Annotated in this window: 11 protein-coding genes; 4 read left to right on the top strand and 7 right to left on the bottom strand. The window is 35.7% G+C overall.

The window, feature by feature from the left end:
* The first annotated feature begins 81 nt into the window (after window positions 1-81).
* Window positions 82-957, top strand: coding sequence for a YitT family protein (locus tag IGL28_RS05005; protein WP_010719557.1), 876 nt, complete (start codon window positions 82-84; stop codon window positions 955-957).
* Window positions 958-1,133: 176 nt separating this feature from the next.
* Here the strand turns inward: IGL28_RS05005 and IGL28_RS05000 are convergent, their stop codons facing one another.
* The 3 genes from IGL28_RS05000 to IGL28_RS04990 are packed head-to-tail and all read right to left on the bottom strand — an operon-like array spanning window position 1,134 to window position 4,027.
* A complete protein-coding gene (locus IGL28_RS05000) occupies window positions 1,134-1,715 on the bottom strand; it encodes a ReoY family proteolytic degradation factor (protein ID WP_010719559.1) in 582 nt (193 codons plus the stop codon).
* A gap of 5 nt (window positions 1,716-1,720) precedes the next feature.
* Window positions 1,721-2,980: a tetratricopeptide repeat protein gene (locus IGL28_RS04995; RefSeq protein ID WP_010719560.1), complete on the bottom strand. Its 1,260-nt coding sequence runs from the start codon at window positions 2,978-2,980 to the stop codon at window positions 1,721-1,723.
* Complete coding sequence (locus IGL28_RS04990; protein WP_010737358.1) at window positions 2,981-4,027, bottom strand: hypothetical protein; 1,047 nt, start codon at window positions 4,025-4,027, stop codon at window positions 2,981-2,983.
* Between the two features lie 266 nt (window positions 4,028-4,293).
* Between IGL28_RS04990 and IGL28_RS04985 the strand changes: the two genes are divergently transcribed.
* Together IGL28_RS04985 and IGL28_RS04980 are read left to right on the top strand one after the other, a co-directional pair.
* Window positions 4,294-6,036, top strand: a complete 1,743-nt coding sequence (locus IGL28_RS04985) for a hypothetical protein (protein ID WP_438843907.1) — start codon at window positions 4,294-4,296, stop codon at window positions 6,034-6,036.
* A gap of 323 nt (window positions 6,037-6,359) precedes the next feature.
* Window positions 6,360-6,959, top strand: a complete 600-nt coding sequence (locus IGL28_RS04980; RefSeq protein WP_269474846.1) for a site-specific integrase — start codon at window positions 6,360-6,362, stop codon at window positions 6,957-6,959.
* A gap of 90 nt (window positions 6,960-7,049) precedes the next feature.
* Here the strand turns inward: IGL28_RS04980 and IGL28_RS04975 are convergent, their stop codons facing one another.
* The 4 genes from IGL28_RS04975 to IGL28_RS04960 all read right to left on the bottom strand — a co-directional run bounded on the left by IGL28_RS04975 (window position 7,050) and on the right by IGL28_RS04960 (window position 12,099).
* A complete protein-coding gene (locus IGL28_RS04975; protein ID WP_002290178.1) occupies window positions 7,050-7,325 on the bottom strand; it encodes an HU family DNA-binding protein in 276 nt (91 codons plus the stop codon).
* 244 nt (window positions 7,326-7,569) lie between these two features.
* Window positions 7,570-8,880, bottom strand: coding sequence for a ribosome biogenesis GTPase Der (gene der / locus IGL28_RS04970; protein WP_438843906.1), 1,311 nt, complete (start codon window positions 8,878-8,880; stop codon window positions 7,570-7,572).
* Window positions 8,881-9,695: 815 nt separating this feature from the next.
* Complete coding sequence (locus IGL28_RS04965; RefSeq protein ID WP_010737356.1) at window positions 9,696-10,658, bottom strand: LacI family DNA-binding transcriptional regulator; 963 nt, start codon at window positions 10,656-10,658, stop codon at window positions 9,696-9,698.
* A gap of 1 nt (window position 10,659) precedes the next feature.
* Window positions 10,660-12,099: a sucrose-6-phosphate hydrolase gene (locus IGL28_RS04960; RefSeq protein WP_081128709.1), complete on the bottom strand. Its 1,440-nt coding sequence runs from the start codon at window positions 12,097-12,099 to the stop codon at window positions 10,660-10,662.
* Window positions 12,100-12,283: 184 nt separating this feature from the next.
* Between IGL28_RS04960 and IGL28_RS04955 the strand changes: the two genes are divergently transcribed.
* A complete protein-coding gene (locus IGL28_RS04955; protein WP_438843905.1) occupies window positions 12,284-14,227 on the top strand; it encodes a sucrose-specific PTS transporter subunit IIBC in 1,944 nt (647 codons plus the stop codon).
* Window positions 14,228-14,296: the final 69 nt, after the last annotated feature.

Here is a 14,296-nt window from a genome sequence, read left to right as displayed (position 1 = left end):
TACGTGCTACATTGAGTAATGTGATGTAAAAAGAATGAAATATTGCGAAAATATTAGTCGGTTTATCGAAGGAGTGGTTTGATGATCTCAATGAAAACAGTTAAAGAAGTCGTAATGATTATGGTTGGTACAAGTATTTATGCGTTTGGACTCGTTTATTTAAATATTGCGAATCATTTAGCAGAAGGTGGCGTTTCAGGGATCACTTTGATCTTACGCGCACTTTTTGGGATTGATCCTGCCTACTCTACACTTTTGATCAATATACCTTTGATTTTGATTGGGGGAAAAATTTTAGGAAAACGTTCACTCGCTTATACCGTCTTAGGAACAGTTTCGTTGTCTGCATTTTTATGGATTTGGCAACGTGTTCCTTTACAAATCAATCTTCAACATGACTTACTGATCGTTTCATTATTGGCTGGCTTAATTGCCGGAACTGGAAGTGGTCTGGTCTATCGGATGGGTGGAACTACCGGTGGAAGTGATATCATTGCTCGTATATTAGAAAAGAATTATGGGATCTCAATGGGTCGATCTTTACTGGTATTAGATGTTATCGTTTTGTTGGCTTCATTGACTTACATTGACTTGAAACGCATGATGTATACGTTAATTGTTTCTTATGTTTTCAGCCGTGTCATTGATTCAATCTTAGATGGCGGTTACTCAGCTAAAGGGATTTTAGTCGTCTCAAACAAAAATGAAGAAATTGCCCCACTGTTGATGACTGGATTAGAACGCGGCGTTACTTTTTTAAGTGGTGAAGGTGGGTTTTCTGGTCATTCTAAAAAAATTATCTATATGGTGGTTAGTTCGAGTGAATTGAATGAAGTGAAACGAATCGTCCATGAAATCGATGAAAAAGCCTTTCTATCGATCATCAATGTCCATGAGGTCGAAGGAGAAGGATTCACTTATCTTAAACCACAGTCTAAGTTATTTAAGCGAATATAGCTCTCTACTAGTTCTACTCGTTTTTCTGGAGTGAGTTTCATCTTTCTTTTTGGCATACAAAATCCCCCTATACAGGACTTTTATATTTCAGTGTCCTATATAGGGGGAGCATATCAACTTGCCTCATTCTCTTTTAGTATCTTTAAAAACGAATAAACGGTTAGATAAAAGTATCCTTAGTTAGGATTCTTTCCTGCATGTTCGCCTTTTACTTGGTTCTTGCTTAATATTTCACGATTAACTTCATCGGACAATTCCAGGAAAGCATCTTTATCCCCTTTTTCAAGCGCTTGATCAATCTGTAAGTAAAGCATTTTGAGATGGGCTGCTTGTTCTTTCTCTTTGAGATATTGCTCGACTAGTTCAAGATCTTCTTCACTAATAGAGTCGTTCCAAGATGCAAAGGGGTTCTCTTCTAAAACCATTAAATACTCTTTTGTCTGCCAAGCATTTTCAAAAAGGCATTCTACATATAGCGGTCTTTTCCAATTTAATCGAATTTCATGAAAAATTTGATCAGTATCGGTAAACTCTTTCCCCTCGAGAAATAATTTCATTGGTTCTCCATCGAAAGAAAGGTCACTGATTTGTAATCCCCGATTTGCTTGATTCGCTCCTTCAACAAAATGAACATTACTTAAGATTGCTTCATGATTAGCCAAGTAATTCAAAATCCAAAAAACCTCTCTGCGACTAAATGAAACATGATTGACCATCCAAGTTAAGAAATTCTTTTTTTCCTTTACATCTATTAGCATTTTACTCACCTCTCTGCTAGGTCGTCTAATACTGACAATGCCTCCAAATCTCCAGGTTCCAATTCTAAATAATGAGTAAGTAGATCTTTTGTTTTTGTCAATTGTCCTTCTTCTCGTAAGAATAAGGCGTATTCTTTTAGAAAATCAGGTTCATGCTCCAATTCGTGATACGCTTGTTCATAATGAACAGCTGCTAGCGTGAAGTCCTCTAATTCATTATAGGCATGGGCTAAATTCCATTCCGCATATGGATTTGCAGTTTCTTCCATTTGCTCGATACTCTTGATTACATCTTCGTAACGTTCTTCATCTAAATACAAATTACTTAATGTTAATAATGTTTCGTCTTGTTTTTCACCTAATTCCAACGCATTTAATAATAGTTTTTCTGCTTTTTCTTTGTCATGTAGGCGATACGCATTTTCAGAAGCTAAGTGATAGAGTTCTACTTGATAAGGATTTTCTTTGATCCCATCTTCAAGAACTTTCTGCGCTTCTTCAATCAATTCTTCTTCTTGCAATGCTTGACCTAAATAAAGATAAAGAGATTGATATTGGGGATTTACTTCTCTCAATTCTTGTAAATAATTGATCGCTTTTTCATTTTCTTTTAGCTGCAGATTGGTGAAAGCTAACTGGAATAAGCGATCATCTGTCCGTTCTTCCTGCAATGCTTGTTCCAATGGTTCGATTGCTGCTTCGAACTCTCCTTGCATGCTTAGAGATTGTCCTAAACGTTCCTGCATAGAGATACCAGAAATCTCATCAATATTACTTGATAATAATAGTTGATAGATCGTTGCAGCTTCAGCAAAACGATCGACTGAAAAGTAAAGTTCGGCTAAAGCAAATTGGATCAATGGTTCATCAGGCAACAACGCAGCTGCTTCCTTTAATTTCGCTTCACTGACTTCAGGAATACCGATTACTTGATATAAATCAGCAATTGCTAATAAAGCTTGAGGATAGTAGTCACTTTCTTTTGAAATGTTTTCCAGATATTCAAATGCTTGATCGATTTCATTATCTTCAATCGCAATTTCCGCCAATGGAATGAACAACTCATCATTTTCGGGGTACTGTTTCACTAACTGTTCAAAAATTTGCTTTGCTTCTTCTAAAAAACCAATCGCTAAGAGTTCTTCCCCTAATTCAGCCAAAACATCGGCCGGATCTTCTTTCAAAGCTTGTGTCAGATATAACTGAGCTTGCGCCAAATCTTCCTCTGACAATGCTTGTAACATTTTTTCACTATTTGTATTCATTTAAATCCCTCTAATCTCACTAATAATCTCGTCATAAGATTTCATTGTTTGTATTAATTCTTGTTCCTTTGGCGATTGATATTTCTCTATTATACCAATTTTTTTCAAAACAAGAATTTTTTTGCTTTTTTCCGCTAGAAGTAAGACATTTTCTAAATAATCAATTTTTGATAATTGTTCTGGCCAATCGATAGGATAACCCAGATGTTTCAACCAGATAAAAAAATTTTTCAATTGAAAGGACATATCCGCTAGTCCTACATTCCAAGTAAGATGAAAAAGCATTCCTAATAGTTTTTTCATACTAGCTGATAACAAATGACCATTTTCTGTTAGGTAAAAAGCTTGTTCAAATAGTTTACCATAATTTGAGAGATTTTCCGCATCTACTTGGTAAAAACTAATCATTTCTTCCAGCATCCCCGTAAAAGCCCGCTGAGATAACTGCCTTGGTTGCGGATAGTTTTTATAGAGATTTTGTAAAAAATGATAATCACAAACTAAACCACATGTTATCAAAGTCAAAAAATCTATTTGTTTCCCTTCTCCTTGTTTTTCACTGATTGTTTGATCGTAAACAATTCGTTCTGGAAGGTTGGTCGTTCGCAAGACGACTTGATTTGGCAATTGTAAAATATTTCGTTGAGGAGTTAATGCCCGGGCCATTGAACGAATCGATACCGGTATTAGCCATAATGTTGATGCAAGTGAGGTATGCTTCTGGAAAAAACCTGCTAAATCCATGATTCCCTCATTCCCAAACCCAATTATAAGTAAGGATTGGTTTTCAGGATATCGTTTTGCAAATGTCACAAGATTACTTAGTTCTGTTAAGTGATTACATTGAGTATTGGCACAGATATACCAATCAATCTCACTTGGGTTAGGAAACTGTTGGTTGATTTTCTCAACAAACAAATCGTAATACCGTTGGTTCGTCAAAAATAAAACAGGCTGATCAATCGTTATTGTTTTCAGTTGGCTGACCAACGTTTCCCCATAATAGATTTTTGTTTGTTCTTCTTGTCCTTGATAGTCGATTTCCATAAGCACCCCTCCTTTTCTTTATTTTACCATTAGTAAGTAAAATCGGAAAAGAATAGGGTAAATTCTTGGGAGAATATAGAAAAACTTCGTAATTCACCTACATTTAGGAGTACCTATTTAAAGAATTCTTGTGTAATAAATCGGGCATGGTATACTGTAATACGAAGTAAAAGATTATATAGGACTTTGCTTTTCATTTTATAAAACGGAGAAATGGATTAAGCAATTTTATTCAACTAAATTTCATCAAAAATGAGGGATAAGTTTTGTCAAAAATAAATAAAAAATCAGTTACAGCAATTTTAATTATCTCCCTATGTGCTTTTTTTATGGTTTCACCTCAAATTTATAAACATGCACTCATTGTTTCAAATGACTGGGTATTTCATATGAACCGTTTCTATGACACGGCTATGCAATTAAAAAATGGCACGTTTAATTATTTCCAATCCATCTACGGTTTTAGCCAATCGGGAAGAGTCATCAATGCCCTTTATGGAACCGACTTTGCCTATTTACATGGACTGTTACTTTTAATTTTTAAAACTTGGTTCAGATTCCAACTTGTATCTACTTTTCTGTGTTACTTAACTGCCGGTACATCGATGTATTTCCTTGGACGGTACTGCCATTTAGAGCAAAAAATTGCTACGGGGATGGCTATTTTATACATGGGTACACCTACCATTTTTTACTACACTCTTGCCCAAAATTTTTCTGGTTGGGGTGCTGCCTTTTTACCTCTTATTTTTATTCCAGCTGTTAGAATGATAAGAAATCAGGAAAGCCCAATCCAACCTGTGGTGCTAGGAGGAACCATTTCATTATTGCTATCTGTCCATATGTTTTCAACATTACTAGCCGTAGCCGCTTTGATTCCCTTTTTCCTTGTAGGTTTTCTTCACTCGAACAAAAAACTAGTAATAATCAAACAGGCTCTACTAGCAGTGGTGATCGCTATCGGTCTTTCTTTCAATACGTTTACTGCTTTTCTGGATTTGTCCAATGATACCTTGATTCCACCATACGCAGTAACTGATCTATTATCGAATAGTACTTCACTTTCGTTTGGTTCAATTGGCTGGACAAACTTTGGACTAATCCTTTCTATGATATTTGTTTTTCAACTTGTGTTTACTATCGTCCACTTTAATAAACTCAGTGTGTTGGAAAAAACAATCAACTTAGTCGGAGCATTCTTTTTACTTGTCTCTTCTAAATACATTCCTTGGAATGATATCGGCAATTATTTTACATTTGTTCGAAAAATGCAATTTCCACAAAGACTGGGTTGCATCGCATGTATCTTATTAATACTAGGGTTCGGTTTTACCATTCAAAAAGCCTTTGTAACTTTAGAGAAACAATCAGTTTTAAAAATCAGTGTGCCACTATTACTGACTTTTTCATTGTTAAATTTAACAGGTGGCTATGCTTTAATTTCGGATACAGCAGCTATCTGGAATAGTGATGCCCCACTTTCTAAAGACACCAGTGCTGCTGAAACCTTAGAAAGTAATGCAAGTAATATTCGTCACCTATTTGGAGGCAATGCTGATCTATCTGCTGCTTTACAAATACACAGAAAACCGATGGCTGACTATTTACCTGCTAGTGGTGGACAATTGGAAGATCCTTACAAAGCTTATAAAGAGGACGTTTTACACAATTCTATCCCTCTTAAAAGATCAATTGACAAACAAGGGAATATACATCTAACTTTCACTGCTAAAGATACAAATAAAATAACTTTACCAGTAATCATTTACCACAATAGTTCTCTCATAATCAATGGAAAATCTAGAAGTGAAGCACAATATTCACTGACTTCAATAGGCGCTCTAAGAATTTCTCCAAAGATTGGTACAAATGAAATTATTGTAGGATATAAACCAGGTAAACTATTCAGATCAGCTATTTATATCCGAATATTAACAGTGGTTATCATCATTGCTTACTATATGAGCAAACGATGCAAATTTTTCAGTAAAAACAAACGCACGCAATAACCGATGAGCAAAAGATTTTTTCTAAACAGCCAGATAGAAAAATGAGGCAATGAGTGAAGCAAGCAACTTTGAATAAATAAGAGGTTGTAAAAATAACGACTATCTTATTCATTAAGATAGTTTGAAAAAATAGCTTTTCGTCAATAATGACTGATAAGTTTTGTATTAAAAAATCTGGGACAGAATGAACCGTATTCTGCCTCAGATTTTTTATTATTGTTTAAAGTAAGGTTGTGAAAGCATCGGAGCTTCAATGACAATAAGAAAAGATTTTTTGAAATAGCTTCTCCTATTTTAGAAAATTATCGCTTATTGCTGAGAAATTGATAAAAGAATTGTATCGAAAACCTTCAACGTATCGTTTAGGTCGACTTGCTGAATTTATGTTTTTGACGGGCACACACATCGGAGAAGCAATAGAAATGCAAGCGAAAGATTTTGATTTTGAAAATAGTCAAGCTTTCGTAAACGGATCAATTGATCGTTCTGGAGAATATCGAAGAGGGATCAAAGGATCTGTTAAAACAAACGCATCATACAGAAATCTTGATATAACAAACAGAACTCTTTGTTTGGTTAAACGGACAATTGAAGAAGTAACTTGGGATTCTATGGAAAACGACAAGTTCGAAAATCTCAACTATCTATTTGTAACGAAGAACGGGGTTCCTGTACAAAACAATTCTTTCAACCTGGCTTTGAAGAAAGCCGGCGAACGTGTTGATTTAGCCCATAAAAATTTATCATCTCATATTTTTCGCCACACGCACGTTTCGTGGTTGGCAGAAAAAGGATACCCATTAAAAGCAATCATGGATAGAGTTGGACATGAAGACTCTAAAATCACAAATCAAATTTACACTCACGTTACAAAGAGCATGCGAGTTAACATTTTAGAAGACTTAGAAAAAGATGGGCTCTGATTATTATTGCCCCTTTTTTGCCCCTTTTTCATATTTCGACATAAGAAAAACGCCTGTAGCTCTAGAGCCACAGGCGTTTATTCAGCCGTATTATTTAACAGCGTCTTTTAATGCTTTACCTGGTTTGAATGCAGGTACTTTGCTAGCTGGGATTTCGATTTCTTCACCAGTTTGTGGATTACGTCCTTTACGTGCAGCACGTTCGCGAACTTCAAAGTTACCAAAACCGATTAATTGAACTTTTTCGCCGTTAGCTAAAGCATCTTGAATAGTTGAAAATACAGCATCGACTGCTGCAGTTGCATCTTTTTTAGTTAAGTCAGTAGCTGAAGCAACTTTTTCGATTAATTCTGCTTTGTTTGCCATGGATAGATTCACCTCCTCCACAAGAGATATGATGTAAAACATCAGTTTAGTTAAAAACATTCTGAGTGGTCCAGAAGTTTAAAAGAAATATTGATCTAGTTCAATATTCTGTTATCACGATATCATATAAACCGCTTAATAGCAAGGTTTTTACCATTTTTCACGTGCTTTTTTTAGTCATAAAAACGTAATAAACAAAACCATCTATTTTTTTTGAAAAAAATCTGCCGATGTGGTAAAATGCCTATTTTCGTCTTCTTGGAATGATTCGGATCGAAGTTCCTTCGAAAGTAAATGCTTTACGAATTTGATTTTCTAAGAAACGTTCATAAGAAAAATGCATCAACTCTTCTTCGTTAACAAAAACGACGAAGGTTGGTGATTTTACAGCCACTTGCGTAGCATAGAAAATCTTCAAACGCTTCCCTTTATCTGTTGGAGTCGGGTTGATCGCTACTGCATCCATGATGATATCATTCAAGACAGCAGACGGCACACGCAAGTTTTGATTCATACTTACTTCTTCGATCATTTCAGGTAAACGTTCTAAACGTTGTTTTGTGACTGCTGATACGAAGACGATTGGCGCATAATCTAAATAACGAAATTCTTCACGAATTTCTTGCTCAAAATCACGCATCGTATTGGTTTCTTTTTTGACAAGATCCCATTTGTTTACCACGATGATCACACCACGTCCTGCTTCATGAGCGTATCCAGCTACCCGTTTGTCTTGCTCACGGATTCCTTCTTCAGCATTCAAAACCATCAAAACGATGTCGGAACGGTCAATGGCACGCATCGCACGCATCACACTGTATTTTTCGGTATTTTCATATACTTTTCCACGCTTACGCATTCCTGCAGTATCGATCATTAAAAATTTCTGACCGTTATCAGATACAAAGTGAGTATCGATAGCATCTCTAGTTGTTCCTTCTATATCCGAAACGATCACTCGTTCTTCTCCTAGAATCGCATTAATCAATGAAGATTTCCCAACATTTGGGCGGCCGATCAAACTAAATTTGATCGTATCATCCTCTTCTTCTTCCCCATCATTTGAAAAGTGCTTAATTGCTTCATCTAATACGTCACCGATCCCTAAACCGTGACTCCCTGACACTGGATATGGATCACCCAATCCTAATGAATAAAATTCGTAAATATCATTTCGCATTTCGGGATTATCCACTTTGTTAACTGCTAAAATCACAGGTTTATTACTACGGTATAAAATTTTTGCTACTACTTCATCTGCATCGGTGACTCCTTCACGTCCGCTGACAACACAGATGATGACATCTGCTTCTTCAATCGCGATTTCTGCTTGATGCTTGATTTGATCCATGAATGGTTCGTCACCTAAATCAATCCCACCTGTATCGATCACACTGAATTCTCGACCTAACCATTCGCCTTTAGCATAAATACGATCGCGAGTTACTCCTGGAGTATCTTCGACAATCGAGATACGCTCGCCAGCGATGCGGTTAAAAATCGTAGACTTACCGACGTTCGGGCGGCCAACGATTGCAATTGTTGGATTTGCCATATTTTTTCCTCCTCACAAGTTTCCAATCTTACTTAGTGTAACGAAAGCTTTGCGAACTTTCAAGCATTGTTCGCTAAAATTACGCAAGTATTTATTCATTGGACAACTTTTTTTCATAAAACATCAAAGTGAATATTGAACCCTAGGAAACCATCTTTTATTCTTGTTTCTTTGGTTAAAGAACTACATTGTTCAAATAACCCTAAAAACCATATTCAGAACCGCTAGATGAGCGTTAGCCTAAATATTCACACACTACTGAACTTAAAATCGATCAGTGACATTTGATTATAGCATAATTTGTTTCTCTCGTTTTCATTTTCTACTCTTTTTATTGTTTCATGATATGTGAAAGCTCTTTTCTTCACTCTCATTCTTTCCACGATCTTCATATTCTCAAACTCTCAGTTTATCTAGCGCAATATCCTAATTCCTTATTCTAGCCTGTATTTTCTTATGGTCACTTCATTAGTCCCACTGTGCCTACAATATAGCCTGATGCCCAAAAATGTTGATTTTCAAACTCAAATTAACATTTCCATGCTTATTAGAAATTATTAACGTCCTTTTTCTTTTAAATAGCTTGTAAAACTGGACATGCATATTTCATTAATCTACAGTCGGAAAGGTTGTGCCATATCTAGCTATGAGAAATAAGCCGAAGAATCCAAAAATAGTTCCTCCTATTTTTGGTATTCTTCGGCAATTTTTTGTCAAAGCAACTTCTTGAACCATGTGGATAAGGTCATGAAAGAAGCGATCAGCTCCAAATTTTTTTGAACGAATGTGATAAACATCAAGAAAAGAATTTGACGTTAAATGCTCCCTCCAGGAAGTAATGAGATTGGCAAAATGTAATCCTTGCTTGTCTTTTCATTCTTCATTTTTTTCAGAAGAACATCAACAATCAAACTTGCGATTTCATCAATTGGTTGTCTGATTGTGGTCAATTGTGGGAAAAATTTCTCAACAAAAGATGTTCCATCATAGCCAATAATTTTTAGATCTTCTGGGATATTAAGTTTAAGCTGATGAGCAATTTTCATAGTAAGAATGGCTGTTAGATCATCAGAAACAAAAATACCATCTGGTTTGTGACTTAGGATCGTCGACTTGATTTCCATTTCTCGACGAATCGTAGAGAGATTATTAGGAATTTTGAAAACTTTACCATTTGGATTTTGAAAAGAAAAACCAAGCGCACGTAACCCTGTTGGAGAATCCGTATTGTCATTTCCTGTAATCATAATACTATTTTGACAACCATTTTTTTGTAACGTTTTAGCAGCCAGTTTTCCACCTTCAAAGTTGTCTGAAGAAACAATGGAAACATTGGGAGCTAAGTTTCTATCAAAAGCGACAATAGGTGCTCCCACACGCTCATAATCAGCAATTCCAAGATTATGACTAGATGAGATAATCCCATCAACTTGATTCGCTTCAAGCATTTCAATGTATTCCCGCTCTTTAGCAGGATCGTTCTGACTATTGCAAATAATTGTTTTATAGCCATGTTTGAATAATTCGATTTCCAAATACTCAATCAGTTCAGAGTAAAAGATATTACTGATATTAGGAAAAATAAGCCCAATAAGTTGGGGTGACTTTCCTTGAAGCCCACGTGCTAGATTATTAGGTTTGTAACCAAGAGTTTTCATAGCTTCATGAACTTTTTGTTTTGTTTTTTCCGATAGATATCCCTTATTGTTAATGACACGTGAAACGGTAGTTGGGCTAACTCCAGCTAGTTCAGCGACATCAGATAATTTTGCTACCATATTAATATTTTAATTCAAAGTATTTTCCAGTCGGTTCACCTGATTTAAGTTGAATACCATTTTGGTGTTTCTCAGGGAATACGCGACTAGTAAATACTTTTTCTCCTTTATTAATAAAAATCTCAATGATTGAATTATCTACAAAAATGTTAGCAATTGTTTCTTTAGTATCAATTGAGCATTCACGAATCGTACCAAAGTCAGTGGCATATTGAATGCCTGCTTTGCTGCGATCTAAAATAATTTTTCCTTCTTTGGTATCTACAATCAAGCTAAGTCCATTTCCTTTACTATCAGAGAAAAGAAGTAACTCCGATTTCTGATTTGGAGGAAAAGTTAGTTCAAGCTCATAAGTATTATTTGTTTCTGCTTTTGCTGTAAATTGTTCAGAACTAGCACGTAATGATGTAATAGCTTCTACTGGATATTGGTAAAGTTTACCATCTTTTATTGAAAGTTCTTTTACAAGACTCATTGCTCCCTGATAATCATACTTATCAGTTGGATAATCGATATCAGGTAGTCCAATCCAACTGACAATCAGAGCACGACCATCAGGAGTATTGAATCCTTGAGTCGCATACGCTTCAAATCCATAATCAAGATTTTGAATTTCTGAAGCGCCCACAAGTTTTACTTTTTCTATGTCAAGCGATTGACAGATCTTAAAAGTATTTGGGTAGATATTTCCATAATTTAGCTCAGATTTATCCAACCCTTGAGGACAATAAATGAGAACAGGTTTTTTGTCTACAAATACTAGATTTGGACACTCAATCATGTATTCTGAACCAGTGCCGCCAAAATCAAGGTTGCCAACTTCCTCCCATGTTTCCACGTTATTGTCATCCGCTTTGTAAAGTTTGATAAAGCCTGATTTTTCTAAATTTTGTGCTCCAACAATCGCATACAATTGTCCTTCATAATTAAACATTTGTGGATCACGAAAATGATCAGTTACATCAGCAGGTGGATGAATAAGAACATTCTCACCTTTCGTAATGTTGTAGTCTTTATCCATCCATGCTCCGATTTGAAGTGTATCACGTTCCCAATTTTCATTTCGAACGTTTCCTGTATAGAGTAAGAATAGATTCCCCTCTATTTCATATGCAGAACCGGAATAAGCGCCGTGGCTATCTCGTTTTGTGTCTGGAAGAAGTTCTGCTCCTGTTACATGAAAATGAACTAAATCATCTGATTCAGTGTGTACCCATTCTTTCAACCCATGAGCAGCTCCAAATGGCCAATTTTGATAAAAAAGCGTATATTTTCCGTTAAAAAAAGAAAAACCATTAGGATCGTTTAACAATCCTGTTTTAGGTTCGATATGATAGCTAGCACGCCAAGGTGATCGTTTTACATTATCCTTAACTTTATCCATCTCATCTTTAGTCCAATCAGAATAAGCACGATATCGTATTTCTCGAGGTAAGTTCATATTTTACTCCTTCAATTTATCTTTTTACAACTAGTATGGTAAACGTTTTCCGTTGAAAAATCAATCATTTCATTTAAAAAAATAAATTATATGACAAACGTTTGACATATTTTTAAGATATGCTAAAATAAATTTGCATTTCAGTGAACCGTTTTCACGTAAAAATAAAAAAGGAGTGATTCGAATGAATTACAGTAAAGTAGCTTCCGACGTAATACAAGCGGTCGGAAAAGATAACCTTATTGCAGCTGCACACTGCGCTACACGTCTTCGTCTCGTACTAAAAGATGACACGAAAGTGAATCAAAAAGCTTTAGACGAAAATCCAGATGTGAAAGGCACATTTAAAATTGATGGGCAATATCAAGTGATTATCGGTGCAGGTGATGTTAATTTCGTTTATGACGAACTTATCAAAAAAACTGGACTTTCAGAAATTTCAACAGATGATTTAAAACAAATTGCTAGTAAAGATAAAAAATTCAACCCCATTATGGCATTAATTAAATTATTATCAGATATTTTTGTTCCAATTATACCTGCCCTTGTTGCAGGTGGTTTATTAATGGCATTACAAAACTTTTTAACAGCTGCTGGACTTTTTGGACCAAAATCAATTGAAGAAATGTATCCTGCGATTGAAGGTATTTCCTCAATGATCCAACTGATGTCCGCTGCACCATTTATGTTTTTGCCTATTCTAGTTGGTATTTCCGCTGCTAAACGTTTTGGAGCCAATCAGTTCCTTGGTGCTGCAATTGGAATGATTATGACAACACCACAACTTGGTGGTTCTATGGAATATTGGAATATTTTTGGTTATCATGTCTCACAAACTAACTATGCTTATCAAGTCATTCCTGTGTTAGCAGCTGTTTGGCTATTATCAATACTGGAAAAGTTTTTTCACAAAAAACTTCCATCATCCGTTGACTTTACATTTACCCCCTTATTATCTGTAATCATTACCGGATTTCTAACCTTCACAGTCATCGGCCCTGTCATGTTATTGCTTTCTAACGGGATTACAGATGCGATCGTTTGGCTATATAATGCAACCGGATTTATTGGAATGGGTATTTTTGGTGGAACTTACTCGTTAATCGTTATGACAGGTCTTCATCAATCATTTCCTTCAATTGAAACGCAGTTACTTTCAGCATGGACTAATGGTATTGGACATGGAGACTTTATATTTGTAGTTGCTTCTATGGCGAACGTTGCCCAAGGTGCTGCAACATTTGCTATCTGGTTCTTGACTAAAAATGCTAAAACAAAAAGTCTTGCTTCCTCTGCAGGGGTATCAGCTCTTCTTGGAATTACTGAACCAGCTCTGTTTGGTGTCAATTTAAAATATCGTTTCCCATTTTTCTGTGCTTTAATTGGTTCGGGAGTTGCCGCTGCAGTAGCAGGGCTACTGAAAGTAGTTGCTGTATCACTTGGTTCAGCAGGTTTTCTTGGATTTCTTTCAATTAATGCAACCTCTATCCCATTTTATTTACTATGTGAATTAATTAGCTTTGCGATTGCTTTTGCAATTACTTACTTTTATGGAAAAACAAAAGCTTCAGGCATCTTTGCAGCAGAAGCTCTTACGGATCAAACAGTGACGAATCATTCAGAAAACACCCAACAATCCACAGTTACTTCTGGAGAACCTACTAAAACAAATCATTCTTCAGAAACAATCGTTAGTCCCCTTGCAGGTGAAGTGATTGGACTTGATTCAGTAAATGATCCAGTATTTTCTTCAGAGACTATGGGAAAAGGTATTGCGATTAAACCAACTGGGGACACTGTTTATTCTCCAGTAGATGGTACTATTCAAGTTACATTTGAGACTGGACATGCTTACGGTCTTAAATCGAATGATGGCGCTGAAATACTGATTCATATTGGTATTGACACCGTATCGATGGGCGGTAAAGGATTTATACAAAAAGTTACTGCTAATCAAAAAGTAAAAAAAGGAGATATCCTTGGAACGTTTGATCGTACGCTAATTAAAGAAGCAGGACTTGATGATACAACAATGGTTATTGTGACAAATACCGCAGATTATTCAAAAGTGACACCACTTATTAAAGGAACAGTTACCGCTACTACTGATTTACTTGAAGTTGAATAATGGAATAGTCAATAGTACTGATTATTCTTTCTAACCAAAACATCAATAAACGGATAATTTAAAGGGCAA

The organism is Enterococcus sp. AZ077 (genome assembly GCF_051714965.1).
Lineage (GTDB): Bacteria > Bacillota > Bacilli > Lactobacillales > Enterococcaceae > Enterococcus_B > Enterococcus_B hirae.
The sequence above is the reverse complement of the archived record's forward strand: the minus strand, read 5'-3'. Positions and strand labels throughout refer to the sequence as shown.

Bases quoted from the DNA above. Each gene is read 5' to 3' on its own strand.
- der (WP_438843906.1), bottom strand. From the start codon at position 8,880: ATGGCAAATCCAACAATTGCAATCGTTGGCCGCCCGAACGTCGGTAAG.
- IGL28_RS05005 (WP_010719557.1), top strand. From the start codon at position 82: ATGATCTCAATGAAAACAGTTAAAGAAGTCGTAATGATTATGGTTGGT.
- IGL28_RS05000 (WP_010719559.1), bottom strand. From the start codon at position 1,715: ATGCTAATAGATGTAAAGGAAAAAAAGAATTTCTTAACTTGGATGGTC.
- IGL28_RS04975 (WP_002290178.1), bottom strand. From the start codon at position 7,325: ATGGCAAACAAAGCAGAATTAATCGAAAAAGTTGCTTCAGCTACTGAC.
- IGL28_RS04990 (WP_010737358.1), bottom strand. From the start codon at position 4,027: ATGGAAATCGACTATCAAGGACAAGAAGAACAAACAAAAATCTATTAT.
- IGL28_RS04965 (WP_010737356.1), bottom strand. From the start codon at position 10,658: ATGGTAGCAAAATTATCTGATGTCGCTGAACTAGCTGGAGTTAGCCCA.
- IGL28_RS04955 (WP_438843905.1), top strand. From the start codon at position 12,284: ATGAATTACAGTAAAGTAGCTTCCGACGTAATACAAGCGGTCGGAAAA.
- IGL28_RS04960 (WP_081128709.1), bottom strand. From the start codon at position 12,099: ATGAACTTACCTCGAGAAATACGATATCGTGCTTATTCTGATTGGACT.
- IGL28_RS04995 (WP_010719560.1), bottom strand. From the start codon at position 2,980: ATGAATACAAATAGTGAAAAAATGTTACAAGCATTGTCAGAGGAAGAT.